Below are 26,322 nucleotides of genomic sequence, written 5' to 3'. Positions count from 1 at the left end.
GACTCCGCCAACCCCGACCAGGCCTCCTACCAGATGAGCGTCGACAACCTCGCCGACTGGATCGCCACCCGCGGCTACAGCGCCACCGCCTGACCGGGAACCTGAACGGCAGGAGGTATCACGAAGGGCCGACCCCCACGAGGGTCGGCCCTTCGTCGTCCACCCGCCCGGCGACAGCGGGACCGGCGCGTCAGCCGCCAGAGTTGTCGAGCTCAGCGCCCAGCGAGGCCGGCGCCGTCAGCCGCCGGACTCGTCGAGCTCAGCGCCCAGCGAGGCCGGCGCCGTCAGCCGCCGGACTCGTCGAGCTCAGCGCCCCCCGCAACGGCGCCGTCAGCCGCCGGACTCGTCGAGCTCGGCGCCCTCCGGGACGGTGTCGTCGTCGCGGCTGGCGAGCCAGCCGTCGGGGAGGTGGACCTTGCCCGGGGAGTTGGTCCGGCCGCGCGGCTGGCCCAGGGCGGCCACCGGGAACGGCTCGGCCGGATCGAGCTTACCGAGCAGGTCGTCGAGCTGGGCCAGGCTCTCGATCATGGCGAGGGAGCGGCGCAGCTCGCTACCCACGGGGAAGCCCTTCAGGTACCAGGCGACGTGCTTGCGGAAGTCGGTGCAGCCGTCCCGCTCGCCCCGGGCCGGGTTCCGGGCGCCCGCCGTGAACTGCTCCACCAGCAGCTCGGCGTGCCGGCGCATGGTCGCCGCCACCTCGCCGAGCGTGGGCAGCCGCCGCTCCGGCCGGCCGTCGAACGCGGCCTCCAAATCGGCGAAGAGCCACGGCCGGCCCAGGCAGCCGCGGCCGACAACCACCCCGTCGACGCCGGTGTGCGCCACCATCCGCAGGGCGTCGTCGCCCTCCCAGATGTCGCCGTTGCCGAGCACCGGCACGTCGAGGGCCTGCTTCAGCGTGGCGATGGCGTCCCAGTCGGCGGTGCCCGAATAGCGCTGCGCGGCCGTACGCCCGTGCAGGGCGACCGCGGCGACGCCGGCGTCCTGGGCGGCGAGCCCCGCCTCGACGTACGTCAGGTGGTCGTCGTCGATGCCCTTGCGCATCTTGACGGTGACCGGCACCCCGGCGGGCGACGCGGCGTCCACCGCGGCCTTCACCAGCCGGGCGAACAGCCGGCGCCGCCAGGGCAGGGCGGACCCGCCGCCCCGGCGGGTGACCTTGGGCACGGGGCAGCCGAAGTTGAGGTCGATGTGGTCGGCGAGGTCCTTCTCGACCACGATCCGCACGGCGGCGGCGGTGATCTCCGGGTCGGTGCCGTAGAGCTGGAGGCTGCGCGGCTTCTCCTCCTCGCCGAAGGCGATCATGCGCAGCGTCTTCGGGTTCCGCTCGACCAGCGCGACGGTCGTGATCATCTCGCAGACGTAGATGCCGCCGCCCTGCTCGCGGCAGAGCTGGCGGAACCCGACGTTGGTGATGCCGGCCATCGGCGCGAGCACCACCGGCGGCCACACCTCGTGCGGCCCGATGGTCAGCGGGCGCACGGCGGGCGGGGTCGGGGCGGTCACCGGACAAGTGTACGGGGCTCCGACCGGCCCGTTCCGCGCGCCGGTCGGAGCCCCGTACGCGGCTCAGCAGCCGGGGAGGCGCTCGATGAGGTAGCGCTCCACCTGGTCGAGCGAGATCCGCTCCTGGGCCATCGTGTCCCGGTTGCGCACCGTCACCGCGTTGTCGTCGAGGGTGTCGAAGTCGACCGTCACGCAGAACGGGGTGCCGATCTCGTCCTGCCGGCGGTAGCGGCGGCCGATCGCCTGCGAGTCGTCGAACTCGACCACCCAGCGCTTGCGCAGGTCGGCGGCGAGGCCCTTCGCCTTCGGGGAGAGCGCCTCGTTGCGGGACAGCGGCAGCACCGCCACCTTGACCGGGGCCAGGCGCGGGTCGAAGCGCATGACGGTGCGCTTGTCCACCCCGCCCTTGGTGTTCGGCGCCTCGTCCTCGTCGTACGCCTCGAGCAGGAAGGCGAGCACCGCGCGGGTGAGGCCGGCGGCCGGCTCGATCACGTACGGGATCCAGCGCTCGCCCTTGGTCTGGTCGAAGTACGACAGGTCGACGCCGGAGTGCTTGCTGTGCGTGGACAGGTCGAAGTCGGTGCGGTTGGCGATGCCCTCCAGCTCGGCGAACTCGGTGCCGCCGAACCGGAACCGGTACTCGATGTCGACGGTGCGCTTCGAGTAGTGGGAGAGCTTCTCCTTCGGGTGCTCGTAGAAGCGCAGGTTCTCCTCGGACAGGCCGAGGTCGATGTACCAGTTCCAGCGCTCCCGCAGCCAGTACTCGTGCCACTGTTCGTCGGTGCCCGGCTCGACGAAGAACTCCATCTCCATCTGCTCGAACTCGCGCGTACGGAAGATGAAGTTGCCGGGGGTGATCTCGTTACGGAACGACTTGCCGGTCTGCGCGATGCCGAACGGCGGCTTCTTGCGGGCGACCGTCTCCACGTTCTTGTAGTTGACGAAGATGCCCTGGGCGGTCTCCGGGCGCAGGTAGTGCAGGCCCTCGTCGCTCTCCACCGGGCCGAGGTACGTCTTCATCAGGCCGTTGAACATCTTCGGCTCGGTGAAGGTGCCCTTGTTGCCGCAGTTCGGGCAGTTCAGCTCCGTCAGCGAGGTCAGCGGCTTGCCGTGCTTGGCCTCGTACGCCTCCTCCAGGTGGTCGGCGCGGAACCGCTTGTGGCAGGACTGGCACTCGGTCAGCGGGTCGACGAACTCGGCGATGTGGCCGCTGGCCTCCCAGACCTTGCGGGCCAGGATCACGGCCGAGTCCAGGCCGACCACGTCGTCGCGCTGCTGGACCATGGTCTTCCACCACTGCCGGCGGACGTTCTCCTTGAGCTCCACGCCGAGCGGACCGTAGTCCCACGCCGACCGGGTGCCCCCGTAGATCTCGCTGGAGGGGAAGACGAAGCCCCGGCGCTTGGCGAGGCTGACGACGGCGTCGATACGGTCGACTGGCATGTTTCCTCCTACGCCGGCTGGCGGTCGGCGGGGGCGAAGTGGATGAATCGTTCGGTCCGGGACCACGGTACGACCGCGGAGGCCCCGAGCCCAGCAGAATACCGGGGGCGACCAGGCCGGCCCCCGCGAGCCTCCACCGCCGGACCGACAGGGCCGGGCCGAGGGCGGACCGGCCGGGCCGGACACCCGGGGCGGGGTCGGCGTCCCGAGGGTCAGCTGACGCCGCAGACCTTCATGGCCCCGGTCTGCCGGTCCGGCGCCAGGGTCACCTGCTGGTTGCCCCGGCCACCGCCGCTGAAGGTGACCGAGACGGGCACGGTGAGGTTGTTGACGTCCACCTCGCCCACCCGGAACGAGTCGATCTGCGGCTCGGCCGAGACCCGCCGCGTGAACGCCGGCCGGGACTCGCGCCGTCGCGCGTCGTCGCAGAGCGCGTCGTACGACCTGTCGTACTTCCGCTCGGCCAGCCCGTCGTAGTAGTCCTGGGTCACCGCGCGGCCCTGCTCCCGGACGGCCTGCACGTTGCTGACCGCCAGTCCGACGACGGCCGACCCGCCCCCGCCGCAGCAGAGCAGCACGGCCAACGCGCCGACCCCGAGGGCGAGCCAGAGCCGGGCGCGGCGCCCCTCGGTCGGCGGCGCGGCGAACGGCGGGGCGACCCCGGGGCCCGCCGGGGGCGGGGGCACCGCCGGCTCCTGGGGCGTCGCCGACGCGCCGGGGGCCGGCGGGCCGGCGGGCCGTCCTGCCGTCGGGTACGGGGGTGGACCGGCCGGTCCGGGTGCGGTCATACGTGCAGGGTAGTGCCAGCGGTTCAGCGGTACGGCGCAGCGGCCCGATCGCTGGCCCGCACCTCGACCGCCCCACCGGGGGCGGCGCCGGCCAGCGCCTCGTACGCCGACGGCTCGTCGACCGACTCGGCCAGCAGCGGCGTGGCGTGCACCTTCACGTCGAAGCCGCCGAGCGCCCGCCGGTACGCGCCGACCGACTCCCACTCGGTGACCAGGCACCAGTGGCGGGGGTCGTCCAGCGCCCGGAGCAGCTCGCCGCGCAGGTAGCCGGGGCGGGCGGCCAGCGCCGCGAGGGCGGCGTGCGCGCGCTCGGTGAAGGCGGGGGCGACGTCCTCGTCCACCACGAACCGGTTGGTGACCAGCACCGGGTCCTCCTCGTAGAGTCTGTGGGATGCAGCGTACGCAGAGCCCCCTGCTGGCCCGACTGGCCCGGGCGAACCCCACGGCGGTCTTCCTGGTCACCCTGGTGCTGGTGCTGGTGGCGCTGTTCACCCCGGGCGTGGTGGGCGGGGCGCTCCTGCTGGTGCTCGCTGCCGGCCTGGTCGCGCTGCTGCTGAGGACCTGGCCGGTCCAGGCGCCGGCCACCCGGGTGATCCGGCTGGTCATGCTGACCCTGCTGGTCACGGTCGCGCTGGCGAAGCTGCTCTGATCCGGGCCGGCCCGTACGGGCGACACGAGGGGCGAATCGCTAGCAAATGAGTGCGGCTCATGCAAGCATGCGTTTTTGACAATCAATTTCGTTGTCGCGGAGAGTGGGCTACATGACGCTCCGCCCCACCGTACGTGCCCTGGTCGCCGCGACCGCCCTGCTCGGCCTGGGCGGCCTCGCCGCCTGCTCGGACGACGGCGGCGGCGCCGACCCCCAGCGGGTCGACGTGACCGCCGCCTTCTACCCGCTCCAGTTCGTCGCCGAGCGGGTCGGCGGCGACGCGGTCCGGGTGACCAACCTGACCAAGCCCGGCGCCGAGCCGCACGACCTGGAGCTGACCCCGGGCCAGGTCGGCGAGGTCAACCGGGCCGAGCTGGTCGTCTACCTCAAGGGATTCCAGCCGGCGGTGGACGAGGCGGTCGAGCAGGCCGGCGGCGACCGGGCCTTCGACGTGGCCGGGGTGCAGCCGCTGCTGGACGTGACCGCCGGCGGCCACGAGCACGAGCACGAGGGCGAGAAGGAGGCCGGGCACGCCGAAGAGAGCGGCGGCAAGGACCCGCACCTCTGGCTCGACCCGACCCGGCTGGCCACCGTCGCCGACCGGCTCGCCGAGCGGCTCGCCGCCGTCGATCCCGAGCGGGCCGCCGACTACACCGCCCGGGCGAGAACCCTGCGCGCCGACCTGGAGAAGCTGGACGCCGAGTTCGCGGCGGGGCTGAAGACCTGCCAGCGCCGGGAGATCGTGGTCAGCCACACCGCGTTCGGCTACCTGACCACGCGCTACCAGCTCGAACAGGTCGGCATGACAGGGCTGACCCCGGAGACCGAGCCGTCCCCGCAGCGCCTGGCCGAGGTCGCCCGGGACGCCCGGGAGCACCAGGCCACCACGATCTTCTTCGAGACCCTGGTCAGCCCCAAGGTCGCCGAGACGATCGCCGAGCAGGTCGGCGCGCGGACCGCCGTGCTCGACCCGCTGGAGGGACTGTCCGCCGGCAACGGCGCGGACTACCTTTCGGTGATGCGTACCAACCTCCAGGCCCTCCGGACGGCGTTGGGCTGCTCGTGACCGCACCTGTCATCACCGTCACGCACGCGGCGGTCGGCTACGACGGCCGCCCCGTGCTGCGGGACGTCTCCCTCACCGTCGACGCCGGCGAGGTCGTCGCCGTGCTCGGCGTCAACGGATCCGGCAAGTCCACGCTGATCCGCGCGGTACTCGGGCTGGTCCCGCTGCACTCCGGCACCGTCTCGCTCTTCGGCACGCCGCTGCGGCGGTTCCGGCAGTGGCGGCGCATCGGGTACGTCCCGCAGCGCCTCGGCGCCGGCGGCGGCGTGCCGGCCACCGTACGCGAGGTGGTGGCCTCCGGCCGGCTCGCCCGCCGGGGCGTGCTCCGCCCGCCGGGCAGAGCCGACCGGGCGGCGGTGGCCGCCGCGCTGGAGGCGGTCGGGCTGGCCGACCGGGCCGGCGACGCGGTCGCCACCCTCTCCGGCGGCCAGCAGCAGCGCACCCTGATCGCCCGCGCCCTGGCCGGCGAGCCGGAACTGCTGGTCCTCGACGAGCCGACCGCCGGGGTCGACGCGGTCAGCCAGGAGGCGTTCGCCGGGGCGCTGCGCGGCTTCGTCGGCGGCGGCGGGACGGTGCTGCTGGTGGCCCACGAGCTGGGGCCGCTGCGCCCACTGATCAGCCGCGCCGTGGTGGTGCACGACGGCGGGGTCGCGCACGACGGCGCGGTGCCCGAGCCGGCCGGCCACCACGCCGAGCCCGACCACGACCACGTGCACCCGCACGGACCCGACGAGCCCGTAGGGCTGTGGAGCAGTTGAGCATGGAGCTTTTCCAGTACCCGTACATGCAGCGGGCGCTGATCGCCGCGCTGGTCATCGGCCTGGCCGCCCCGGCGCTCGGAATCTACCTGGTGCAGCGCCGACTGGCCCTGATCGGCGACGGGGTCGGGCACGTCGCGCTCACCGGGGTCGGCGCCGGGCTGCTGCTCAACAGCTCCCCGGTGCTGGTGGCGGTGGTCGCGGCGACGCTCGGCGCGGTCGCCATCGAGCTGGTACGGGCCCGGGGCCGCACCTCCGGCGACCTCGCGCTGGCGCTGCTGTTCTACGGCGGGATCGCCGGTGGCGTGATGCTGGTCGGGCTCTCCGACGCCACCAGCGCCAGCCTCAACGCGTACCTGTTCGGGTCGCTGACCACCATCTCGCCGCAGGACCTGACGACCATCGTGGTGCTCGGCGCGGCGATCCTGGTCACCATGCTGGCCCTGCGGCCGGCGCTGTTCGCCGTGTGCCACGACGAGGAGTACGCCCGGGTCGCCGGCCTGCCGGTGCGGGCGCTCAACCTGCTGCTCGCCGTCGGCACCGCGGTGACCGTCACGATCGCCATGCGGGCCGTCGGGGTGCTGCTGATCAGCGCGCTGATGGTGGTCCCGGTGGCCACGGCCCAGCAGGTCACCCGCGGCTTCCGCGCCACGATGACCGCCGCGATGGCGCTCGGCCTGTTCGCCGCCGGCTCGGGGGTCTGGGTGGCCGCCAACGCCGACACCGCCCCGGGCGCGTCCGTGGTGCTGCTCGCGATCGCCTCGTTCCTCGTCGTCGCGGTCGCCGCCGCCGGGTGGCGGGAGCTGCGGCGGCGCCGCACCCGGGCCGGCGCGCCGACCCCCGAGCCGCACGAGCACGAGGTGGTGCTGAGTTGAGCCTGCGCCAGGGCATGTCCGCGGTATTGGTTACCGTTACAGGGTGACCGGCGCATCAGGCTACGAGGCGTACGAGGGCGCGGGCGAGCTGCTGCGGGCCCTCGCGGCCCCCATCCGGCTGGCGATCGTGAGCGAGCTGGCGCAGGGCGAGCGGTGCGTGCACGAGCTGGTGGAGAAGCTCGGAGCCGCACAACCACTGGTCTCCCAACACCTGCGGGTGCTGCGCGGGGCCGGCGTGGTCCGTGGCTCCCGGCGCGGGCGCGAGATCGCGTACGCGCTGGTCGACGAGCACGTCGCGCACATCGTCGCCGACGCGGTCAGCCACGCCGGGGAGACGTCATGAGCGAGCGCAGCGAGCGAATCATCGGGCACGGTGCCATGGTGGCTCATGCCGGCGCCGAGCGCAGCGAGGCGCTGGCATGAGCGCAGGGGGCGTCGTGAGCGAGGGCGGCGCCGTCCGCAACACCCGGCAGCGCTCGGCGGTGAGCGCCCTGCTCGCCGAGCTGGACGGATTCCACAGCGCGCAGAACCTGTACGCCATGCTCCGCGAGCGCGGCGAGCGGGTGGGGCTGACCACCGTCTACCGGACGCTGCAGGGGCTGGCCGACGCGGGTGAGGTCGACGTCATGCGCCCGCCGGGCGGCGAGCACCTCTACCGGCGGTGCAGCGAGGGTCACCACCACCACCTGGTGTGCCGGGCCTGCGGCCGCACGGTGGAGGTGGCCGGGCCGACCGTGGAAACCTGGGCGGAGCGGGTCGCCGCCCAGAACGGCTACACCGACGTCAGCCACACCCTGGAGATCTTCGGCACCTGCCCGTCCTGCGCCGGCTGACGTCGGCCGGTTTCCGGCCGTGCCCGGCCGCCGCGGGCATGGCAGGCTGTCCGGCGTGAAGATCTACGCCGATCGTTTCCCGACCGCCGCCCGCCAGTTCCTCACCGACCTGCTCGTCGTCGTCTGGGTGTACGCCGCCGTCCGGTTCGCGCTGTGGGTGCACGACCTGGTGCAGAAGCTCGCCGTACCCGGGCGGAAGCTGGAGGGGGCAGGCGGCGGTCTGGCCGACAACCTCGCCGAGGCGGGCGGCAAGGTGCGCCGCGTGCCGCTGGTGGGCGACGAGCTGACCGCCCCCTTCAGCAAGGCGGCCGACGCCGCGCGGGCGGTTGCCGACGCGGGCCGGGACCAGCAGGAGCTGGTCGGCCAGCTCGCCCTGGCGCTCAGCATCGCCGTCCTGGTCTTCCCGCTCGGCGTGGTGCTGCTCGGCTGGCTGCCGCTGCGGCTGCGCTGGATGCGCCGGGCCGCCTCGGCGAAGGCGCTTGCCGCGGCCCCGGCCGGGCGGGACCTGTTGGCCCTGCGGGCGCTGGCCGGGCAGCCGCTGGGCCGGCTGACCCGGATCGCCCCGGACGTGGCCGAGGCGTGGCGCCGCGGCGACGACGCCACCGTCGACGCGCTCGCCGCGCTGGAGCTGCGCCGACTCGGCCTCCGGGCCGACCGTTAGGGTGGGGCGTGTTCTACTTCCTGATCGTCATCGCCGTGCTGCTGCTGGCGTACGCCGGCGTCCTGGTCAGCTTCGTCCGCCGGGGCCGCAAGGTCCCGCCGGTGGCGTACCTGGTGCTGGCGGTGCTCAACGGGCTGATCCTGGCCGGCGTGCTGGCCTGGGGGATCTCCCGCTGAGCCCTCACGAGGCGCGGGCGTGAGCGGGTCCCCTGCTGCGCCACAGGCGTCGACCGAGGCCCTTCCCTTCAATCCGGGCGGGGGATGCGGCGGCGAACGTCAGGGGCAGTCGACGGGCCGGGGGTCCAGCGGGCCACCCAGGGCCGGTCGGCCGGCGGGGTGACCACCCCGTCCTCCAGCGCGGCGTACCGGCCGTCGAGGATGCGCCTCGCCGCCGCCACGTCGACCGGGTCGGTGTTGTCCCACAGGGCGGTGAACAGCGCGTCGACCCGCAGCCTGGCCTGCCGGCAGAACAGGTCGGCCAGCTCCACGTTCTCGGGGCGCGAGTCCTTCTCCCCGTACGCCCGCACGCAGACGGCGGACATCGCGAACAGCTCCGCGCCGATGTCCACCACCCGGCCGAGGAACGCCTGCTTGCGCTCCATCTTCCCCTGCCAGCGGGACATCGCGTAGAACGTCGACCGGGCCAGCTTGCGGCAGGCCCGCTCGACGTGCCGCAGGTGCCCGGCCAACGGCCCGAACCTGCCGTACGCCGTCGGGGACTGGCCCCGGCCGACCGCGAGGGCCGGCAGCCACCGCGCGTAGAAGGCCCCGGCCCGGGCGCCGGCCCGCGCCTTGCGGCCGAGCCCGGCGTCCGGGTCGATGATGTCCCCGGCGACGGAGAGGTGGGCGTCCACCGCCTCGCGGGCGATGAGCAGGTGCATGATCTCGGTGGAGCCCTCGAAGATCCGGTTGATCCGCAGGTCCCGCAGCAACTGCTCCACGGCGATCGGGCGCTCGCCCCGGGCGGCCAGCGAGTCGGCCGTCTCGTAGCCGCGTCCGCCCCGGATCTGGACCAGCTCGTCGCCGATCTTCCACGCCATCTCGCTCGCGTAGAGCTTGACCAGCGCCGCCTCGATCCGGATGTCGTTGCGGTCGTCGTCGGCGAGCAGGCAGCACAGGTCCAGCATGGTCTCCATGCCGTACGTCGTCGCGGCGATGAAGGCCAGCTTCTGGGCGACGGCCTCGTGCTCGCCGACCGGCCGGCCCCACTGGACCCGCTCGGCGGCCCACTCCCGGGCCACGTTCAGCGACCACTTGCCCGCGCCGACGCACATCGCCGGCAGCGAGAGCCGGCCGGTGTTCAGGGTGCTCAGGGCGATCTTCAGCCCCTTGCCCTCGCCGCCGATGACGTTCTCCTTCGGCACGAAGACGTCGTGGAACCGGGTGAGGCTGTTCTCCAGCCCGCGTAGCCCGACGAAGGCGTTGCGCCGCTCCACGGTGATGCCCTCGGCGTCGCCGTCGACCACGAACGCCGTGATCCCGCCGCGCCGGCCCGCGCCGGCCGGCACCCGGGCCATCACCACCAGCAGCGTGGCGACCGTGCCGTTGGTGGCCCAGAGCTTCACGCCGTTGAGCCGGTACCCGGTGCCGTCCGCGGTGGGCTCGGCGGTGGTGGCCAGCCGCGCCGGGTCGGAGCCGACGTCCGGCTCGGTGAGCAGGAACGCCGACACCTCGCCGGCGGCGAGCCGGGGCAGGAAGCGGCGTTTCTGCTCGGCGGTGCCGAACATCTTCAGCGGCTGCGGCACGCCGATCGACTGGTGGGCCGACAGCAGCGCGCTGATCGCCGGGCTGACCGAGCCGGCCAGCATCAGCGCCCGGCAGTAGTGCAGGTTGCTCAGCCCCAGGCCGCCGTACGAGCGGTCGATCTTCATGCCGAACGCGCCGAGCCGGGCCAGCCCGTGGAACACCTCGTCGGGGATCCGCGCGTCCCGCTCGATCGCCGCGCCGTCCACCTCGGACTCCAGGTACGCCCGCAGTTCGGCCAGGAACTCCTCGGCCCGGGCGTCCTCGGCCGGGTCGCTGCGCGGCCACGGGTCGATCAGGTCGAGCCGGAACCGGCCGAGGAACAGCTCCCTGCCGAAGCTGGGCCGGTCCCAGGCGGACTCGCGGGCCGCCTCGGCGACCTGCCGGGCCTCCTTCTCCGACACCTGTCCCGCCTCGGCGGGCAGGGGGCCGACCCCGTCGCCGCCCGCCGCGACCGGGCCCGCGGCGCCACGGCCGCCGGGGTCACCGGCCGGCGCGACCCGGCCGGTGGGTCTCGTGTCGTCGGCGGGGGCGACCCGCTCGGTGGGTTTCGTGTCGTCGGCGGGGGCGACCCGGCCGGTGGGACCCTCCGCCGCGCTGGGGCCCGTCGTCGCACCTCCGCCCGCCGCGTCTCCGCCCGTCGGGTCAGGCATGGGTCGGCTGTTCTGCGTCGTGGTCACGGCTGCCCCCCCTTGGACCTCGGTCCGGATGACGTCGACGTGCTCGACACGAGTCACGCTACTCCCGGGTGTTACCCAGGGGTAGGGTTTCGCCACGCCCGATTTTCAGGGATGTTTCCGCTGTTCCCGACCGGTTCAACGGACGGGCCGGCCGTTCGCCGGGTCAGTCCCCGGGAAGCGGGTGCGGGTCGTCGTCCTCGTCGTCGACGTCGTCGTCGCCCCAGTTGCGCCTGGCGAACGGCAGGAACGCCCAGAAGACCAGGAACCACACCCCGGTGAGCACGGTCAGCAGGATGGCGATCGGCCGGGACAGGACGAAGTCGGTGATCAGCAGGACAGCGCTGACCATCGAGAGCAGCATGAACGCCAGGCCACCGCTGGCCATCCGGTGGGCGAAGCGCACCAGCTCCGGCTTTCGCCCCTGCCGGAACAGCGCCCGATGGAAGGCGACCGGGGAGATGATCATGGCGGTGGCGGCGGCAGCCGACAGCAGCGAGACGATGTAGACGTCCTTCTGGAACGCCGTGGCCCGCGGGAACCCGTTGCTGAACGGCAGGGTCAGCAGGAACGCGAAGAGGATCTGCACGCCGGTCTGGGCGACCCGCAACTCCTGGAGCAGGTCGGCGAAGTTGCGCTCCCAGCGCTGCTTCTCGGTCTCCTTCGACACGTGCCATACCTCCCGCATGACGTACCGCCGGCGAGGCCAACCCCGCCGGCAGCAACGCCATTGCCCCGCCGGGCCCCCGACGAAACCGGACCGGAGTGGGGCCCGCCGTGCCCCACCCCGACCACGCGCCTCAGGAACCGCGGCGGATACGCCCGGCGTACCGGTCCTCCAGGGCCTTGTTGTGCTCGTCCCCGCCAGCGATGTTGGCCGACAGGTAGACCGGGGGTTGCTCCCCCGCCGCCAGCAGCCGGGCCACCACCTCGACGGTGATCTGCTGGGCGAGCAGGGCGGCGGTGATGGACGAGATCGCGCCGACCGCGCCGCCGCCGGGCAGGGGCAGGGTCGCGTCGCCGTACGGGGCGCCGTTGTCCAGCACCACGTCGGCGAAGTCGGCCAGCTTCCGCCCCGAGGGGTGGCGGGAGATCATCCGCGCCGAGTGCGCCACGGAGGTGATCGCCACCAGCCCGTGGCCGCGTTCCTTCACCAGCCCGGCGAACTCGACGATGGCGCCGTTGACCCCGGAGTTCGAGGCGACCACGAAGACGTCCGACGGGTGGACCGGGGCCAGCTCGTACAGCCGGTGGGCCACCGAGGGGTCCCGCTCCAGCAGCGGGCCGAGGATGTCGGCCGGCGCCCCGCCGAGCAGCACCAGGTCGCGCAGCGCGATCCGGTTGGTCGGCACCAGCCCGCCGGCCCGACCGGCGATCTCCATCGCCAGCGCCTCGGAGTGCCCGGTGCCGAACACGTGGACCACACCGTCGGCCCGCAGCGCGTCGGCGATGAGGTCGGCCGCCCGGCCCACCGCCTCCCGCTGGCCGGCGGACACCCGTCCGATCGTCTCCGTCACCACCGCGAGGTAGTCGTCAGCATTCACCGTCATCCGTCCTCCGTCCGTCGGTTGCGGGCCAGCCAGCCCACCGCGAAGTCGACCGCCGCCCGTTGACGCATCAACCGTCCCGTTCCGTCGCCGACCGGGCCGATCCGCACCGCGCCGGTCGCCTCCAGGTCCACCCCCAGCTGCGGGAAGTCGGACTCGTCGACCGCCACGTCGTCCCACCAGGCCCACGTCCGGCCGCCGTCCGGGGTGCCGACCGCCGCGCCCAGCCGCCGCCGCGGTGGTGCCGGCTGCCGGTACTCGGCCAGGTGCAGGGACGTGTGCGAGCCGTGGTCGACGCCGAGCAGCAGCACGTCGGCGTCCTCCTCGTACAGCCGGCCGAGCGGCGAGCCGGGGCCGAGCATGCCGGCGAGGGGATGGTCGGAGACGATCCGCTCCGCGGCGGGCCCGAGGGCCGCGAACGAGACGTACGGGTGGTCGCTGCGCCGGGCGCCCGGCCAGCACCGGACGGTCTCGGCCAGCGCGCCCATGAACCGGCTCGGGGTGACCGCCGGGTCGAAGCCGGGCGCCTCCGCCCGGATCACCGGCCACCAGTCCTCCGGCACGGGCGGGTTGCGCCAACCGGCCGGGTCGCTGTTCTCCGGGGTGTGGGTCGGCACGACCAGGGTCCCCGCCGGCCCGAGCGCGTCGCGCAGGGCGAGCGCCACCGCCTGCGGACCGCCGCAGACGAACCCGAGGGAACGCAGGCCGGCGTGCACCAGCACCGCCGCGCCCGGGCGTACCCCGAGCCGGCGGAGCTGCGCGGCCAGCGACGCCCGGGTGTGCGGCCGGGACGGCGCGTCGCTCGCGCACGGGCCGGACCGCGTCGGGGACGCCGCACTCACTGAGGGCGCCCCACCCGGGCGAGGATCGCCTCGGCCAGCGGGCCGGGCGCGACGTCGGGGATCCAGTGGGACACCCCGGGCAGCTCGACGAGGCGGTAGTCCCCGGTGACGTGGTCGGCGCACGCCTGCGCGGCGACCCGGCCGATCGCGACGTCCCGGTCGCTCCAGACGAACGTCGTCGGCACCCGAACCGACGCCACGGCCGCGAGGTCCGCGCGGGACATCGCCCGGTACCAGTTCAGGGCGGCGGTCAGCACCCCCGGCTCGCGCATCGGATCGGCGTACCGGGCGACCCGGTCGGGCCCGCCGACCCCGCCGAGCATCCGGCGCAGGGCCGCGGCGCCGAGCGCCAGCAGCGCCTTCTCCGCCGTGCCGGGCTGGCGGAACAGCGCGACGTACGACGAGCGGGCCTTCTGCTCCGCGCTCGTGGCCAGCGCGTGGGCCATCGCGGCCGGGTGCGGCACCGACACGGCGGTCAGCGTGCGCACCCGGTCGGGGTGGCCGGCCGCGAGGGCCCAGGCCACGATCGCGCCCCAGTCGTGCCCGACGACGTGCGCCGCGTCGACGCCCAGCGCGTCGAGCAGGGCCACGGCGTCGGCGACGAGTTCCGGGAGGCGGTACGCCGCCACCTCCGCCGGGCGGGCGCCGGGCGAGTATCCCCGCTGGTCCGGCACGTACGTGCGCAGGCCCGCCGCGTGCAGCGCCGGCACCACCTCGTCCCACTCGCCGCCGTGCTGGGGGAAGCCGTGCAACAGGAGCACCGCCTCGCCGTCGGCCGGCCCGCCCGCGCGCACCTCGAACGTCAACCCTCGCGCATCGATCCGCATGATCGGCAGCCTACCGAGGTCGCTCACTCGTACGGGTTCCGCGGAGCGGGCACCCGCCGCCACGACTCCACGGCCAGGTACGGGATCTCGGCGTCGTCGACCGGGTCCCGGCCGACCCGGTCGGTGTACCGGCCGACGACCTCGACCCAGGTGTCGTCCGCGAGGCCCACCGGCACGTCGCCGGTGAGGCCGAGCTTGACGGGACGGCCGTCGGCGGCGCAGCAGGAGAGCACCATCCGGGCCAGGATCGGCCGGCCGTCGGGGCCCGGGGCGATGAAGCCGGTGAGCCGGACCCGCCGGTCGCCGATCGAGACGCCCTTCTCGAACAGGGCCCGGGAGGCGTAGTCGAGCACGGTGACCGGGGCCGGGTCGCCGGGCGGCAGCGGCGGATAGTCCGACTGGCGCGAACCGGCGAGGGCGCTGCCCGCCTGGCCCACGGAGTACGAGCCCAGGGCCGGCGGTGCGACGAGCAGCAGGCCGAGCACCGGCAGCAGGAGCAGCCAGCCGATCCGCGGCCCGTGGTGGTCGTGGTCGTGCCCGTCCCCGCCCTCGGCGTGCTCTGCGGTCGGGCCGGCGTGCTCCCCGGTCGGGCCGGCGAGGTCCCTGGTCGAGTCGCCGTGCTCTGTCGAGGGGCGGGCGGGGCGCAGCTCGTGCCAGAGGGTCATGACCGCGGCGGCGATCAGCACCAGCCCGGCGGCGATCAGGAAGGGGCGCAGCCCCTCCTTGACGTAGCGCAGGTAGAGATCCGTGACGCTCGCCCGGACGACCGCCCCGCCGAGCAGCAGCAGCACGACCGCCTGTGCCTGCCGGTTCACAACAGCACCGCCCCGACTCCGACGGCCACCCCGACGGCGACCACGAACGTCGCCGGGGCGAACCGGACCGCGAAGCGCCGACCGAAGACGCCGGCCTGCATGGAGATCAGTTTGAGGTCGACCATCGGCCCGACCACCAGGAAGACGAGGCGGGAGGTGAGGGAGAACTGCGACAGCGACGCGGCGACGAAGGCGTCCGCCTCGGAGCAGATGGACAGCAGCACGGCCAGCCCGGCCAGGGCGAGCACGGACAGCACCGGCTCGTCGGCGAGGGCCCGCAGCCACCGCTCCGGGACCAGCACGTTGATGCTGGCGGCGGCCAACGCGCCGACGACGAGGAAACCGCCGGCGTGGACGACGTCGTGCCGGACCGCCGCCCAGAACGCCACGCCCCGCGACGCGCCCTCCAGCTCGGGCCGGCGCGGCAGCCGGATCCAGTCGGAGCGCCCGAGCCGCAGCCAGAGCCACCCCATCACCGCGGCGACGACCAGGCTGGCGACCGCCCGCCCGAGGACCATCTCCGGCCGGCCGGGGAAGGCGACCGCAGTGGCCGCGAGCACGATCGGGTTGACCGCCGGGGCGGCGAGCAGGAACGCCAGGGCCGCCGCCGGGGTGACGCCGCGCCGGATCAGCGAGCCGGCGATCGGCACCGAGCCGCACTCGCAGCCCGGCAGGATCACCCCGGCGACGCTCGCGACCGGCACGGCGAGGGCCGGGTGCCGGGGTAACGCCCGGGCCCAGAACGAGCGTGGCACGAACACCGCGATCACCGCTGAGAGCAACACCCCGAACACCAGGAACGGCACGGCCTGGACCAGCACCGACACGAAGACCGTGGTCCAGGTCTGCAACCGTGGTGCGGACAACACGCGGGCCAGCGGCTCGCGGAAGACCACCAGCAGGACCAGCAGGGCGGCCAGCACCTCGACCGAGCCGACCCGCGGTGCCCGTCGCGGCCCGCGCCCGCCCGGCTCCCCCGCCGGTACGTCCGGCGCGGCCACGCCGACCGACCCCGCCCCCGGGGCCCCACGGTCGGGCCGGACGGGCGGCTCGGCGCTGCCGGTCGATGACGTCACGGGCTCGCCTCCTTCGGCGCTCGACGATCTGCGGCGCGACACTATCGTTCCCCGCGGACCGCGTCGACGGACTCCGGCCAGATGGCGGTAACGACCGGCGCGGAGTCGTTTCACCCGCCTGGCGCACGTCACTTTGCCCCGTGATCTTCCGAGGTGTTAGCGTCGGCGGGACAACTTCATTTCCGACAGGGGAGCGCACAGCGCTGAGAGTGCGGGCAAACCGTCCGCAGACCCTCGAACCTGATCTGGGTAATGCCAGCGCAGGGAGTTCGGTCATTCTCCAGCCGCGCCGCCGTCCGGTCCCACCGGACGCGGCGTGCGTCTTCTCCTGGTTCTTCCACTGAACTGGGAGCCATCGCATGAACCACACGGACAGCCACCGCTGGCGCACCATCGACATCGTGGTCGCCTCGGTGATCGCGGTCGCCTTCGGCGTCATCTTCTGGGCCTGGGGCCTGGTCTGGAGCGCCACCGAGGGGGCCTTCGCGTTCTTCCCGCCCGCGCAGACCCTGCTGTACGGCGTCTGGCTGATGCCGGCCGTGCTCGGCGGCCTGGTCATCCGCAAGCCCGGTGCCGCGCTGTACTGCGAGACGGTCGCGGCGGTCCTCTCCGCCCTGCTCGGCAGCCAGTGGGCCGGCACGGTGATCCCGCAGGGCATGGTCCAGGGCGCGGGCGCCGAGCTGGCCTTCGCGGCGTTCCGCTACCGCTCGTTCCGGCTGCCGACCGCGCTGCTCGCCGGGGCGCTCACCGGGCTCGGCGCCGCCCTGTTCGACTTCCTCGTCTGGAACGTCGAGTACGACCTGACGAGCTACGGCATCCCGTACGCGCTGCTCACGATCGTCAGCGCCGCGGTCGTCGCCGGTGCCGGCGGCTGGTCCCTGACCCGCGCACTGGCGACCACGGGCGCCCTGGACCGCTTCCCCGCGGCCCGCGACCGCGCCCCGATCTGACCGCCGGCTCGGGTCGATCAAGAGGTTTGCGTCAGCGGAGCCCGTTCTCCCGACGCAAACCTCTTGATCAAACGAGCCGAGGCCGGACCGGGCGGGGCACGAGGGGTGAGGGGTGAGGGTGCGGGTCAGGCTGCGGGGGTTCGGGTGGCGGCACGCCGGGCGGCGGGCCTGGGCGGTGCGCGGGCTGGACCTGGACGTCGAGGCGGGCGAGCGGGTGCTGCTGCTCGGCCCCTCGGGCGCCGGGAAGAGCACCCTGCTCGCCGCGCTCGCCGGGCTGCTGCCGGCGGACTCCGGCGAACAGGAGGGAACCGTCGAGATCGACGGGGTCGACCCCCGACAGGCCCGTGAGCGGGTCGGGATCGTCTTCCAGGACCCGGAGACCCAGCTGGTGCTGGCCCGCTGCGGCGACGACGTCGCGTTCGGGCTGGAGAACCGGGGCGTACCGGCCGGCGAGATCTGGCCCCGGGTCGACGAGGCGCTGCGGCGGGTCGGCTTCCCGTACCACCGGGACCGGCCCACGGCCGCGCTCTCCGGCGGCGAGCAGCAGCGTCTGGCGCTGGCCGGCGCCCTCGCCCTGCGGCCCCGGCTGCTGCTGCTCGACGAGCCGACCGCGAACCTCGACCCCGCCGGCGCGGCGCTCGTCCGGCGGGCGGTGGCCGACGCCCTGGACGCCGACACCACCATGATCCTCGTCGAGCACCGGGTCGCCGAGGCGCTGCCGCTGGTCGACCGGGTGGTGGTGCTGGAGCCGGGCGGCGGGGTCCGCGCCGACGGGCCGCCCGAGGCGGTCTTCGCCGCGCACGGCGACGCGCTCGCCGCCGAGGGGGTCTGGGTGCCCGGCCGGGCCGTGCCGCCCCGGCGCGCCGCCGCGCCCCCCGGCGACCTGCTGCTCACCGCCGACCGGGTCGGCCTGCCGCCGCGCCTCGCCGCCACCGATGTTCGGGTACGCGCCGGCGAGGCGCTCGCCGTGCTCGGCCAGAACGGGGCGGGCAAGTCCACCCTCGCGCTGCTGCTCGGCGGCCTGCTGCGGCCCGGTACGGGTCGGGTGGCGGCCAGCGGCGAGCTGGCCGGCCGGGACGCGGGCACTCCCCCGCACCGCTGGCGCGCCCCGGCCCTGGCCCGCCGGATCGGCTCGGTGTTCCAGGACCCGGAGCACCAGTTCGTCACCGGCACCGTCTTCGACGAGCTGGCCCTCGGCCCACGCCGCACCGGCCAGCCCGAGGCGGCGGTACGGGCCACCGTGGACGGGCTGCTGGACCGGCTGCGGCTGACCGCGCTCGCGCGCGCCAACCCGTACACCCTCTCCGGTGGCGAGGCGCGGCGGCTGAGCGTGGCGACGGCCCTGGCCACCGCGCCCCGGCTGCTGGTCTGCGACGAACCCACCTTCGGCCAGGACCGGCGCACCTGGCGGGAGCTGGTCGACCTGCTCGCCGAGCTGCGCGACGCCGGGCACGGCGTCGTCGCCGTCACCCACGACACGGACTTCGTCGCCGCGCTCGCCGACCGCACCGTCACCCTGGACCGCCCATGACCCACACGGACCCCGCTGGCCGCGCCCTCGCCCTGGGGCGGCCGTGATCAGCATCGAGCCCGTCGCGGCGCCCGGGGCGCCGCTGGCGCGGCGGAACCCGGTGGCGAAGGTCGCCGCGGCGCTGCTCTTCTCGTTCACCCTGCTCGCCACCCTGGACCCGGTCGCCCCGGCGCTCGCCCTCGCCGTCGAGCTGGCCGTGCTGCCACTGTTCGGCATCCGCTACCGGGTGCTCGCCCGGCGGGCCGCGCCGCTGCTGGCCAGCGCCGTCGGGATCGTGGTCACCCTGGTCCTGTTCGCCGCCGACCGCTCGGGTCGGGTGCTGGTCGAGGCGGGGCCGCTGCTGGTCACGACCGGGGTGCTGGCGACCGCGCTCGGCCTGGCGCTGCGGATGCTGGCGGTCGCGCTGCCCGGCATCATCGTCTTCGCCACGACCGACCCGACCGACCTGGCCGACGCGCTGATCCAGAACGCGAAGGCCCCGGCCCGCTTCGCGATCGGCGCGCTGGCCGCGTTCCGGCTGGTGCCGCTGCTCGGGCAGGAGTGGCACATGATCAGCATGGCGCGGCGGGCGCGCGGCGTCGACGCCGGGCGCAACCCGGTGGCGAAGCTGCGGCTGTTCGTCTCCACCGCCTTCGCGCTGCTGGTGGGCGCGATCCGGCGGGGCACCCGGCTGGCCGTCGCGATGGACGCGCGGGGGTTCGACGCCGGCACCCCGCGCACCGTCGCGCGGCGGCAGCGCTTCGGTGCCGCCGACACCGTGCTGGTCGCGGGCGCCGCGGCCCTGGCGGGGGCGGCGCTGGCGGTCAGCGTCGCGCTCGGTACGTTCCGTCCGCTGATCGGCTGAGCCGGCGAGGCTTCTTACGGCGGTCGGGACGAGCTGCCCCGGCCCGGGTACGCCCGGGGGCAGAGCCGGCCGGGCGCGGCGACGGGCGCCGCGCCCGGCGGGCGGATCAGCTGCGCCGGAAGGCGTACCGGCGGGCCTGGCCGGCGCGCGGGTTGCGCGCCGCAGCGAACCGGGCGCCACCGGCCGACGGGCCGGACCTCGGCGGGGGCGGCGTCTCCGCGACCGGCGGCACGGGAGCTGCCGGCGCCACCACGAGGGTGTCGGGGTCCGGCGGGGCCAGTTCCACCGGAGACGGACGCGGCGGCGTGCCGCGGGACTTACGGGAACTGCGCTTGGCGGGCATACGTGGCCTCCTCGGTGCGGGCGCCTGCGGCGCGACGAGCGGGGTACGGGAGCCCGACGACGACCGGGCACGAGGTTGCCCGACCGGCGAGCGGGTACGGGGTGCCCCGGCGGGCCCGACCACGGAGGACGCCGCGCGACGGCGGCGGTGTGGGAATGCGGACGCCCGGGACGCGGTCCGCGTCGACAACGGCGGACCGGCTTCGGATGAAGGGGCGTCAGTTACGCATGACCTCACCGTAGCCGCGCGACCGGAACGGCGCAGCCGAATTTGCCGGCACGTGGCGCCGAAGGCCGACGTACGGCTCGGGCGGCACCGACGCGCTCGCCGGGGAGGTCGCGCGTCGAGGCCCGCCTCGCCGGGTGTTGACGCCATTGGGGCGAGGTGGGCGGGGAACCCTGCTATACCGAAGGCGTCGGCAGGGACCCTCGAGAGGCGGGTACGCATGGCGCAGCGCGCGACGGCGCAGATCGGCGTGACCGGGCTGGCGGTGATGGGCCGGAACCTGGCCCGCAACCTGGCCCGCAACGGGTTCACCGTGGCGGTGCACAACCGGTCGCCGGAGCGCACCCGCAGCCTGGTGGCCGAGCACGGCGGCGAGGGCACGTTCGTGCCGTCCGAGTCCATGCGGGATTTCATCGCCTCGCTGGAGCGGCCCCGCGCGATCGTGGTCATGGTGAAGGCGGGCGGCCCCACCGACGCGGTGATCGGGGAGCTGGTGCCGCTGCTGGAGCCGGGCGACATCGTCGTCGACTGCGGCAACGCGCACTTCGCCGACACCCGGCGGCGGGAGGAGGCGCTGCGCGGGCACGGGCTGCACTTCGTGGGCACCGGCGTCTCCGGCGGCGAGGAGGGCGCGCTGCACGGGCCGAGCATCATGCCCGGCGGCTCGGCCGAGTCGTACCGGAAGCTCGGCCCGATCTTCGAGCGGATCGCCGCCCAGGTGGACGGCGTCCCGTGCTGCCGGCACATCGGCCCGGACGGCGCCGGGCACTTCGTCAAGATGGTCCACAACGGCATCGAGTACGCCGACATGCAGCTCATCGCCGAGGCGTACGACCTGCTGCGGGCCGGTCTGTCGGCGGGCCCGGCCGAGATCGCGGAGATCTTCCGGGGGTGGAACACGGGCGAACTGGAGTCGTTCCTCATCGAGATCACCGCCGACGTGCTCGCGCATCCCGACGCGGCGACCGGACGCCCGTTCGTCGACGTGGTGCGCGACGAGGCGGAGCAGAAGGGCACCGGCCGGTGGACGGTGCAGAACGCCCTCGACCTGGGCATCCCGATCACCGGCATCGCCGAGGCGACGTTCGCCCGGTCGCTGTCCGGGCACGCCGACCAGCGCGCGGCGGCCCGCCGGGCCTTCGCCGACGCCGGGCAGCCATGGTGGGTGGAGAACCGGGACACCTTCGTCGAGGACGTCCGGCGCGCGCTGCTGGCCAGCAAGATCATCGCGTACGCGCAGGGCTTCGACCACATCCGCGCCGGCAGCCGGGAGTACGACTGGGGCATCGACCTCGGCGGTACCGCCACGATCTGGCGGGGCGGCTGCATCATCCGGGCCCGCTTCCTCGACCGCATCCGTCAGGCGTACGACGAGCGGCCGGACCTGCCGACGCTGCTGGTGGCGCCGTGGTTCGCCGACCGGGTCTCCGACGGGGTGCCGAGCTGGCGGCGGGTGGTGGCGGACGCGGCCCGGGCCGGGGTGCCGGTGCCGGCGTTCGCCTCGTCGCTGGCGTACTTCGACGCGCTGCGCGCCGAGCGGCTGCCCGCCGCGCTGATCCAGGGCCTGCGGGACAACTTCGGCGCGCACACCTACCACCGGGTCGACCGGGAGGGCACGTTCCACACGCTCTGGGCCGGCGACCGGTCCGAGCTGTCGGCGTAGCCGCCCGGTCAGCGGCCGTGCCGGCGTGGCCGCCCGGCCGTGTCTGCCTGCCGCGCCGGCAGTGTCGGCGTGGCCGGGCCCGGTCAGCCTGCCCGCGGGCTGCGCTGCGGCTCGGTCGGGGACCAGGTCATGGCCGGTTCGCCGGTGGACAGCTCGGCGATCTCGCCGGAGCGGACCGCGGGGACGTGCCCCGCCTCGGCGCAGTGCCGCTCGGCGACGCCGGCGCACAGCTCCACCACGCGCTCGCGCAGCGGACCGTCCAGGTCGGTCGCCGCCAGGGCCACCGTCATCTCGTACCGGAGATCCCGCATCCCCACCCCCGTGGCGGACGCGACCGGGCGGCGCGCCCGCGCCGATCGTACGTCCGTAGGGGACGGCGACCGGCCGGAACGCGTCAGCGCCGCCCCCCGGAGGGGACGGCGCTGACCGGCGTCACCAGAACCGGCGACGCTTCGCCTTGCGCGGGCGCAGCATGTCCGCGCCCCTGGCGAGCAGGCGGCTCACCCCGGTCGGGCCGCGGCGGGCCTCCAGCGTGTGGCTGAGCCGGCGCGCGCCGGCCGCCGCCAGTGGCACCGTGACTGCCATGACCGCCCACTGGGCAATGCGCTTCTGGATCATCGTGGCTCACCTCCGTAGCTGGCTGCCACAGGTGGTACCCAGAGTGACGAGGCGCTAAGCGCGAGCGTCAGCTCGACGGGGCCACCGGGTTGGGCAACGCGCCGCCGAACCGGCGGTCCCGCTGGGCGTACAGCTCACAGGCGTACCAGAGGTGGCGGCGGTCGAAGTCCGGCCAGAGGGTGTCGAGGTACACCAGCTCCGCGTACGCGCTCTGCCAGAGCAGGAAGTTGGAGGTGCGCTGCTCGCCGGAGGGACGCAGGAAGAGGTCCACCTCGGGGACCTCCGGGTGGTAGAGGTACTTCGCCACCGTCTTCTCGGTGACCTTCGCCGGGTCGAGTTTGCCGGCGGCGGCGTCCCGGGCGATCGCGGCGGCGGCGTCGGCGATCTCGGCCTGGCCGCCGTAGTTCACGCAGAACTGCAGCGTCAGCGTCGAGTTGCCCCGGGACATCTCCTCGGCCGTCTGCAGCTCGGAGATGACGCTCTTCCACAGCCGCCCGGCCCGCCCGGACCAGACGACGCGCACACCGAGGTCGACGAGCTGGTCGCGGCGGCGGCGGATGACGTCCCGGTTGAAGCCCATCAGGAAGCGGACCTCCTCCGGCGAGCGCCGCCAGTTCTCCGTGGAGAACGCGTACGCCGACAGGTAGGGGATGCCCAGCTCGATGGCGCCCTCGATGGTGTCGAAGAGGCTGTGCTCCCCCGCCTCGTGGCCCTTGGTCCGGGGCAGCCCCCGCTCCTTGGCCCACCGGCCGTTGCCGTCCATGACCACGGCGACGTGCCGGGGCACCGCCGCGGGGGGCAGGGCGGGCGGACGGGCGCCCGACGGGTGCGGCGTCGGCGGCACCGGCTCGCGGCGGCCGGCCCTCATCGATCGGATCACTCGGGTCTCTCTCCGTTCAGATCGGTGCCGCGCGCCGCGGCGGCGCCCTGCGGCGGCGGGGCCGGAACGGCGCCGGGGGCGCCCCGGTCGACCAGCGGCAGCGAGCGTAGCGCGCGCTCCAGGTGCCACTGCAGGTGCGCCGCGACCAGGCCGCTGCACTCCCGCCGTACGCCGGTCTCGGTGGCGTCGGCGAGCACCCAGTCGCCGGTGGTGAGGGCGGACATCAGGTCGATGGTGGCCGGCGCGGGGTGGGCGGCGCCGGGCGGGCGGCAGTCCGGGCAGACGGCGCCGCCGGCGGGCACCGAGAACGCCCGGTGCCGGCCGGGCGTGCCGCAGACGGCGCAGGCGGTCAGCGCCGGGGCCCAGCCGGCCAGGACCATGCCGCGCAGCAGGTACGCGTCGAGCACCAGCGTGGTGGCGTGCTCGCCCCGCGCGAGGGACTTCAGCGCGCCGAGGGTGAGCTGGAACAGCCGCAGCGAGGGCTCCCGCTCGACCGGGGTGAGCCGCTCGGCGGTCTCGGCGATCGCGCTGGCCGCCGTGTAGCGGGGATAGTCGCCGAGGAACCGTTTCCCGTACAGGTCGATGCCCTCGACCTGGCTGACGGTGTGCAGCGAGCTGCCCTGGTTGCCCTTCGGGTCGCCGGCGAGCTGGAGGTCGACGTGACCGAACGGCTCCAGCCGGGCGCCGAACCTGCTGCTGGTGCGGCGCACCCCCCGGGCCACCGCGCGGATCCGGCCGTGCCGGCGGGTCAGCAGGGTGATGATCCGGTCGGACTCGCCGAGCTTCTGCACACGAAGCACCACCGCGTCGTCGCGGTAGAGCTGTCGGCGGTACCCGGCCACCCGCCCATTCTCTCTCGGGGTGGGAAATCAGGGTCGGCTCGGGGTGGACCGGCGCGCGATCCCCGATGCGCGTGGGGTCGGGCCGGCCGTAGCGTGCTCGCCATGGCCCCGCACCGCACCCTGCCCGCCGGCCCCCTCGCCGCCGGAGCCGCCGTCCTGATGCTGCTCTCCGGCTGCGGCACCCTGTCGTTCCGGCGGCTCGACTTCAACGACACCGAGTCGGCGACGATCAGGCGGGTCACCCTGCTGCCGGGCGGCGCCGGGGACGTGACGGTCCACGGCATCGGCCCGGCCGGCGAGGTACGGATCAGGCGGGTGGTGCGCTACCAGGGCAACCAGCCGCCCGCCCGGTACGAGATCCGCGGCGACGAGCTGGTGCTGGACAGCGACTGCGGCCCCCGCTGCACCGTCTCGTACGACGTGACCGTCCCCGAGGGGGTGACGGTGCGGGGCGAGAGCGGCTCGGGGAACGTGAACCTGAGCCGCGTCGGGACGGTGGACGTCCGCCTCGGGTCCGGCGACGTCCGGCTCACCGGCGCCACCGGCGCGGTCCGCGTCGAGACGGGCTCCGGCAACATGGAGGTGGACGACCTGCGCGGCGCGGCCACCCTGCGGACCGGCTCCGGCGACGTCACCGGCCGGCGGCTCGCCGGCCAGGTCGACGCCGAGGCGCGCTCCGGCAACGTCACCGTCGAACTGTCCGCCCCCGCCTCGGCCCGCGCGCACGCGTCCAGCGGGGACGTGCGGCTCACCGTGCCGGCAGGCCGGTACCGGGTACGGGCCGACAGCGGCTCCGGCGACACGCAGGTGGGGATCCCCGACGACCCGACGGCGACGTTGGTGATCGACGTGGGCGCAGGCAGCGGCAACGTGACCGTCACCGCGCGCTGAGCTTCAGGGCCAGTTCCTCGGAGGCGCGCGGCGCGGGCACGGTGGCGTAACCGGCCGGGGCGGGGCTGACCGGTGCCGCCGAGGCCACGCCGGCCGGGACGGGCCCGCCGGTCGTCGTCCGGCGCCGGCCGCCCGGCAGCAGCCGCGGAGGCCGGCGGGCGGCCAGGTCCTCCACCCAGCCGACCAGCGCGGTGACCACCCCGACCAGGGCGAAGACCAGCACGACCCGGATCGCCAGGCCGACCGGGTCCTGGTGGGACCAGCCGACCACGTCGACCATCGGGGTGAGCGCCACCACGAACGGCATGTGCCAGAGATAGACGGTCAACGCCCGCCGGTTCAGCACGGTCACCGCCCGGCCGAACAGGGCGCTGCGGTCCACCCAGGCGGCGCTCGTCGGGGCCCGACCGAGCACCACCAGGATGAACGCGGCCGACCAGAGAGCGTTGCCGAGGTGGTTGTCGTTCAGGTCGTACCCGCGCGGGCCGGGGTGGGCGGCGATCCAGGCCCCGCCGGCGGCACCGAGGACGAGCGCGACGGGGACCAGCACCCGGTTCGCCAGCCGCCGCAGCAGGCCGTCGTGGTGGGCGAAGCCGAGCAGCCAGGCGCCGAAGTAGAGGCCGAACTCGCGCAGCGGCACAGGCGCGGCGGGCAGCAGGCCGGACTCGATCGCGGCGAGCAGCGCGTACGGGGCGAGCAGGGTCGGCACGGGCGCGCGGCGGAACAGCCACAGGGCGACCGGCGAGGCGAACACGAACCACAGGTAGTCGCGCAGGTACCAGATCACGCTGAGCGCGAGCGCGCCCCAGTGGTTGGCCGGCGGATCGGCGACCGGAAACGCCCAGAGCAGCACCTTCGGCGTGAGCGGCAACCCGGTGAGCAGCATGGCCGGGACGAACACCGCGGCCAGCACCCACAGCGACGGCAGCAGCCGACGCAGCCGACGGCCCACCGCCGCCGCCCCACCCCGGTCCAGCGACGCGGCCATGAGCGAACCGGCGAGGGCGAACATCACCGACATGGCCGGGAAGAGCACCGTGAGCGCCGCCCAACCGGTGACGTGGTAGACGACGACTCGGACGATCGCGAGGAAGCGGAGTAGGTCCAGGTATCGGTTTCGCATCAGCCTACATCTATGTCGAGGGCGGAGGGGTCAACCGCTCCCTACCCTCCGACCCGACGCCGGCAAACAACCAGAGCCCTCAGCGAAAAGTGAAAGATGCCATAATCGCACCCACTCCGGGACAAGGCTCGTCCCCCAACCGCCGATCACATCGCGTGACGGCCGCGTGGCGGGGCCGACCGGCGACCAGGGGTGTGGCCACTGTGGAGCTGCCCCGCCCGTGCTACCGGCGGCCGGCTCGGGCCGGGCGGGAGCGAACGGAATAGGCCGGGGACCGGAACGGCACGGTGCAGGACGGGACGGACGGAAG

30 protein-coding genes, 1 pseudogene and 1 riboswitch are annotated in these 26,322 nt (G+C 74.6%); of the genes and pseudogenes, 14 read left to right on the top strand and 17 right to left on the bottom strand.

The features are described from left to right. Positions 1-93, top strand: a pseudogene (locus ACGFIZ_RS22800) (phytochelatin synthase); the annotation flags it as partial. Positions 94-330: 237 nt separating this feature from the next. On the opposite strand, the gene dusB reads toward ACGFIZ_RS22800, so the two are convergent. The 4 genes from dusB to ACGFIZ_RS22780 all read right to left on the bottom strand — a co-directional run bounded on the left by dusB (position 331) and on the right by ACGFIZ_RS22780 (position 4,099). Beyond that, complete coding sequence (dusB, locus tag ACGFIZ_RS22795) at positions 331-1,503, bottom strand: tRNA dihydrouridine synthase DusB (protein WP_393422213.1); 1,173 nt, start codon at positions 1,501-1,503, stop codon at positions 331-333. Positions 1,504-1,566: 63 nt separating this feature from the next. Continuing rightward, positions 1,567-2,946, bottom strand: a complete 1,380-nt coding sequence (locus tag ACGFIZ_RS22790; protein WP_393422211.1) for a glycine--tRNA ligase — start codon at positions 2,944-2,946, stop codon at positions 1,567-1,569. Between the two features lie 212 nt (positions 2,947-3,158). Then, on the bottom strand, positions 3,159-3,632 hold the full coding sequence (locus tag ACGFIZ_RS22785; protein WP_393422233.1) for a hypothetical protein: 474 nt from the start codon (positions 3,630-3,632) through the stop codon (positions 3,159-3,161). 125 nt (positions 3,633-3,757) lie between these two features. Next, the gene (locus tag ACGFIZ_RS22780; protein ID WP_393422209.1) at positions 3,758-4,099 is read right to left on the bottom strand and encodes an antibiotic biosynthesis monooxygenase family protein; all 342 of its coding nucleotides are present in this window, start codon (positions 4,097-4,099) and stop codon (positions 3,758-3,760) included. Positions 4,100-4,125: 26 nt separating this feature from the next. On the opposite strand from ACGFIZ_RS22780, the gene ACGFIZ_RS22775 reads away from it, so the two are divergent. The 8 genes from ACGFIZ_RS22775 (at position 4,126) to ACGFIZ_RS22740 (ending at position 8,752) form a co-directional block, all read left to right on the top strand. Continuing rightward, positions 4,126-4,383 (top strand): hypothetical protein, encoded by a 258-nt coding sequence (locus ACGFIZ_RS22775; protein WP_393422208.1) that lies wholly within the window; start codon positions 4,126-4,128, stop codon positions 4,381-4,383. 112 nt (positions 4,384-4,495) lie between these two features. Beyond that, positions 4,496-5,449 (top strand): metal ABC transporter substrate-binding protein, encoded by a 954-nt coding sequence (locus tag ACGFIZ_RS22770; protein ID WP_393422206.1) that lies wholly within the window; start codon positions 4,496-4,498, stop codon positions 5,447-5,449. After that, complete coding sequence (locus tag ACGFIZ_RS22765) at positions 5,446-6,207, top strand: metal ABC transporter ATP-binding protein (protein WP_393422204.1); 762 nt, start codon at positions 5,446-5,448, stop codon at positions 6,205-6,207. Before ACGFIZ_RS22770 ends, ACGFIZ_RS22765 begins: the two co-directional genes overlap by 4 nt. Before the next feature lie 2 nt (positions 6,208-6,209). Beyond that, entirely contained in the window at positions 6,210-7,082 is an 873-nt protein-coding gene (locus ACGFIZ_RS22760) for a metal ABC transporter permease (protein ID WP_393422202.1), read from the top strand. A gap of 43 nt (positions 7,083-7,125) precedes the next feature. Beyond that, positions 7,126-7,425, top strand: a complete 300-nt coding sequence (locus ACGFIZ_RS22755; protein WP_347669599.1) for a metalloregulator ArsR/SmtB family transcription factor — start codon at positions 7,126-7,128, stop codon at positions 7,423-7,425. Positions 7,426-7,501: 76 nt separating this feature from the next. Then, complete coding sequence (locus ACGFIZ_RS22750) at positions 7,502-7,915, top strand: Fur family transcriptional regulator (RefSeq protein WP_393422200.1); 414 nt, start codon at positions 7,502-7,504, stop codon at positions 7,913-7,915. A gap of 55 nt (positions 7,916-7,970) precedes the next feature. Further along, positions 7,971-8,576, top strand: coding sequence for a hypothetical protein (locus ACGFIZ_RS22745; protein ID WP_347669597.1), 606 nt, complete (start codon positions 7,971-7,973; stop codon positions 8,574-8,576). A gap of 8 nt (positions 8,577-8,584) precedes the next feature. After that, positions 8,585-8,752: a hypothetical protein gene (locus ACGFIZ_RS22740; protein ID WP_393422198.1), complete on the top strand. Its 168-nt coding sequence runs from the start codon at positions 8,585-8,587 to the stop codon at positions 8,750-8,752. A gap of 68 nt (positions 8,753-8,820) precedes the next feature. On the opposite strand, the gene ACGFIZ_RS22735 is transcribed toward ACGFIZ_RS22740, so the two are convergent. The 7 genes from ACGFIZ_RS22735 to ACGFIZ_RS22705 form a co-directional block, all read right to left on the bottom strand. Then, positions 8,821-10,971: an acyl-CoA dehydrogenase family protein gene (locus tag ACGFIZ_RS22735; RefSeq protein WP_393422196.1), complete on the bottom strand. Its 2,151-nt coding sequence runs from the start codon at positions 10,969-10,971 to the stop codon at positions 8,821-8,823. A 190-nt stretch (positions 10,972-11,161) separates the two neighbouring features. Beyond that, on the bottom strand, positions 11,162-11,665 hold the full coding sequence (locus tag ACGFIZ_RS22730) for a DUF6328 family protein (protein WP_393422194.1): 504 nt from the start codon (positions 11,663-11,665) through the stop codon (positions 11,162-11,164). Positions 11,666-11,795: 130 nt separating this feature from the next. Next, entirely contained in the window at positions 11,796-12,545 is a 750-nt protein-coding gene (locus tag ACGFIZ_RS22725) for a sugar isomerase domain-containing protein (RefSeq protein ID WP_393422192.1), read from the bottom strand. Then, positions 12,542-13,384 carry an aminoglycoside N(3)-acetyltransferase gene (locus ACGFIZ_RS22720; RefSeq protein WP_393422190.1) on the bottom strand — a complete coding sequence of 281 codons (843 nt, stop codon included), beginning with the start codon at positions 13,382-13,384 and terminating at the stop codon, positions 12,542-12,544. The genes ACGFIZ_RS22725 and ACGFIZ_RS22720 overlap by 4 nt, the downstream gene beginning before the upstream one ends. Then, complete coding sequence (locus ACGFIZ_RS22715; protein WP_393422188.1) at positions 13,381-14,211, bottom strand: alpha/beta fold hydrolase; 831 nt, start codon at positions 14,209-14,211, stop codon at positions 13,381-13,383. Before ACGFIZ_RS22715 ends, ACGFIZ_RS22720 begins: the two co-directional genes overlap by 4 nt. 23 nt (positions 14,212-14,234) lie before the next feature. Further along, positions 14,235-15,026: a TIGR03943 family putative permease subunit gene (locus ACGFIZ_RS22710; protein WP_393422186.1), complete on the bottom strand. Its 792-nt coding sequence runs from the start codon at positions 15,024-15,026 to the stop codon at positions 14,235-14,237. After that, positions 15,023-16,027, bottom strand: a complete 1,005-nt coding sequence (locus ACGFIZ_RS22705) for a permease (protein WP_393422231.1) — start codon at positions 16,025-16,027, stop codon at positions 15,023-15,025. The genes ACGFIZ_RS22710 and ACGFIZ_RS22705 overlap by 4 nt, the downstream gene beginning before the upstream one ends. 252 nt (positions 16,028-16,279) lie before the next feature. Beyond that, a riboswitch (TPP riboswitch) is annotated at positions 16,280-16,387 on the top strand. 74 nt (positions 16,388-16,461) lie between these two features. On the opposite strand from ACGFIZ_RS22705, the gene ACGFIZ_RS22700 reads away from it, so the two are divergent. The 3 genes from ACGFIZ_RS22700 (at position 16,462) to ACGFIZ_RS22690 (ending at position 19,427) form a co-directional block, all read left to right on the top strand. Next, positions 16,462-17,052 carry an ECF transporter S component gene (locus ACGFIZ_RS22700; protein ID WP_393422184.1) on the top strand — a complete coding sequence of 197 codons (591 nt, stop codon included), beginning with the start codon at positions 16,462-16,464 and terminating at the stop codon, positions 17,050-17,052. Positions 17,053-17,170: 118 nt separating this feature from the next. After that, positions 17,171-18,583, top strand: a complete 1,413-nt coding sequence (locus ACGFIZ_RS22695; RefSeq protein WP_393422182.1) for an ABC transporter ATP-binding protein — start codon at positions 17,171-17,173, stop codon at positions 18,581-18,583. 43 nt (positions 18,584-18,626) lie between these two features. Beyond that, positions 18,627-19,427, top strand: a complete 801-nt coding sequence (locus tag ACGFIZ_RS22690) for an energy-coupling factor transporter transmembrane component T family protein (RefSeq protein WP_393422180.1) — start codon at positions 18,627-18,629, stop codon at positions 19,425-19,427. Positions 19,428-19,533: 106 nt separating this feature from the next. On the opposite strand, the gene ACGFIZ_RS22685 is transcribed toward ACGFIZ_RS22690, so the two are convergent. Further along, positions 19,534-19,770, bottom strand: coding sequence for a hypothetical protein (locus ACGFIZ_RS22685; RefSeq protein ID WP_393422178.1), 237 nt, complete (start codon positions 19,768-19,770; stop codon positions 19,534-19,536). Between the two features lie 445 nt (positions 19,771-20,215). On the opposite strand from ACGFIZ_RS22685, the gene gndA reads away from it, so the two are divergent. After that, on the top strand, positions 20,216-21,658 hold the full coding sequence (gene gndA / locus ACGFIZ_RS22680; protein WP_393422176.1) for an NADP-dependent phosphogluconate dehydrogenase: 1,443 nt from the start codon (positions 20,216-20,218) through the stop codon (positions 21,656-21,658). An 83-nt stretch (positions 21,659-21,741) separates the two neighbouring features. Here gndA and ACGFIZ_RS22675 read toward each other — a convergent pair whose 3' ends face one another. The 4 genes from ACGFIZ_RS22675 to recO all read right to left on the bottom strand — a co-directional run bounded on the left by ACGFIZ_RS22675 (position 21,742) and on the right by recO (position 23,998). Then, the gene (locus ACGFIZ_RS22675; RefSeq protein ID WP_347669586.1) at positions 21,742-21,969 is read right to left on the bottom strand and encodes a thioredoxin reductase; all 228 of its coding nucleotides are present in this window, start codon (positions 21,967-21,969) and stop codon (positions 21,742-21,744) included. A 121-nt stretch (positions 21,970-22,090) separates the two neighbouring features. Continuing rightward, entirely contained in the window at positions 22,091-22,276 is a 186-nt protein-coding gene (locus tag ACGFIZ_RS22670; RefSeq protein WP_393422174.1) for a hypothetical protein, read from the bottom strand. 67 nt (positions 22,277-22,343) lie between these two features. Continuing rightward, complete coding sequence (locus tag ACGFIZ_RS22665; protein WP_393422229.1) at positions 22,344-23,144, bottom strand: isoprenyl transferase; 801 nt, start codon at positions 23,142-23,144, stop codon at positions 22,344-22,346. A gap of 8 nt (positions 23,145-23,152) precedes the next feature. Then, on the bottom strand, positions 23,153-23,998 hold the full coding sequence (gene recO / locus ACGFIZ_RS22660) for a DNA repair protein RecO (protein ID WP_393422172.1): 846 nt from the start codon (positions 23,996-23,998) through the stop codon (positions 23,153-23,155). Between the two features lie 102 nt (positions 23,999-24,100). Here recO and ACGFIZ_RS22655 point away from each other — a divergent pair, with 102 nt between their 5' ends. Further along, positions 24,101-24,889, top strand: a complete 789-nt coding sequence (locus ACGFIZ_RS22655) for a DUF4097 domain-containing protein (protein ID WP_393422170.1) — start codon at positions 24,101-24,103, stop codon at positions 24,887-24,889. Here the strand turns inward: ACGFIZ_RS22655 and ACGFIZ_RS22650 are convergent. Continuing rightward, positions 24,876-26,012 (bottom strand): acyltransferase, encoded by a 1,137-nt coding sequence (locus tag ACGFIZ_RS22650; protein ID WP_393422168.1) that lies wholly within the window; start codon positions 26,010-26,012, stop codon positions 24,876-24,878. The two genes, ACGFIZ_RS22655 and ACGFIZ_RS22650, sit on opposite strands and share 14 nt — an antisense overlap. Positions 26,013-26,322 lie beyond the last annotated feature (310 nt).

Source organism: Micromonospora sp. NPDC048830 (assembly GCF_043198215.1).
Lineage (GTDB): Bacteria > Actinomycetota > Actinomycetes > Mycobacteriales > Micromonosporaceae > Micromonospora.
The sequence above is the reverse complement of the archived record's forward strand: the minus strand, read 5'-3'. Positions and strand labels throughout refer to the sequence as shown.

Coding starts and splice junctions, on each gene's coding strand:
- ACGFIZ_RS22725 (WP_393422192.1), bottom strand. CDS start 12,545: ATGACGGTGAATGCTGACGACTACCTCGCGGTGGTGACGGAGACGATC.
- ACGFIZ_RS22700 (WP_393422184.1), top strand. CDS start 16,462: ATGAACCACACGGACAGCCACCGCTGGCGCACCATCGACATCGTGGTC.
- ACGFIZ_RS22685 (WP_393422178.1), bottom strand. CDS start 19,770: ATGCCCGCCAAGCGCAGTTCCCGTAAGTCCCGCGGCACGCCGCCGCGT.
- ACGFIZ_RS22790 (WP_393422211.1), bottom strand. CDS start 2,946: ATGCCAGTCGACCGTATCGACGCCGTCGTCAGCCTCGCCAAGCGCCGG.
- ACGFIZ_RS22675 (WP_347669586.1), bottom strand. CDS start 21,969: ATGCGGGATCTCCGGTACGAGATGACGGTGGCCCTGGCGGCGACCGAC.
- ACGFIZ_RS22770 (WP_393422206.1), top strand. CDS start 4,496: ATGACGCTCCGCCCCACCGTACGTGCCCTGGTCGCCGCGACCGCCCTG.
- ACGFIZ_RS22650 (WP_393422168.1), bottom strand. CDS start 26,012: ATGCGAAACCGATACCTGGACCTACTCCGCTTCCTCGCGATCGTCCGA.
- gndA (WP_393422176.1), top strand. CDS start 20,216: ATGGCGCAGCGCGCGACGGCGCAGATCGGCGTGACCGGGCTGGCGGTG.
- ACGFIZ_RS22750 (WP_393422200.1), top strand. CDS start 7,502: ATGAGCGCAGGGGGCGTCGTGAGCGAGGGCGGCGCCGTCCGCAACACC.
- ACGFIZ_RS22670 (WP_393422174.1), bottom strand. CDS start 22,276: ATGATCCAGAAGCGCATTGCCCAGTGGGCGGTCATGGCAGTCACGGTG.
- ACGFIZ_RS22775 (WP_393422208.1), top strand. CDS start 4,126: ATGCAGCGTACGCAGAGCCCCCTGCTGGCCCGACTGGCCCGGGCGAAC.
- ACGFIZ_RS22715 (WP_393422188.1), bottom strand. CDS start 14,211: ATGCGGATCGATGCGCGAGGGTTGACGTTCGAGGTGCGCGCGGGCGGG.
- ACGFIZ_RS22655 (WP_393422170.1), top strand. CDS start 24,101: ATGGCCCCGCACCGCACCCTGCCCGCCGGCCCCCTCGCCGCCGGAGCC.
- ACGFIZ_RS22760 (WP_393422202.1), top strand. CDS start 6,210: ATGGAGCTTTTCCAGTACCCGTACATGCAGCGGGCGCTGATCGCCGCG.
- ACGFIZ_RS22735 (WP_393422196.1), bottom strand. CDS start 10,971: ATGCCTGACCCGACGGGCGGAGACGCGGCGGGCGGAGGTGCGACGACG.
- ACGFIZ_RS22665 (WP_393422229.1), bottom strand. CDS start 23,144: ATGAGGGCCGGCCGCCGCGAGCCGGTGCCGCCGACGCCGCACCCGTCG.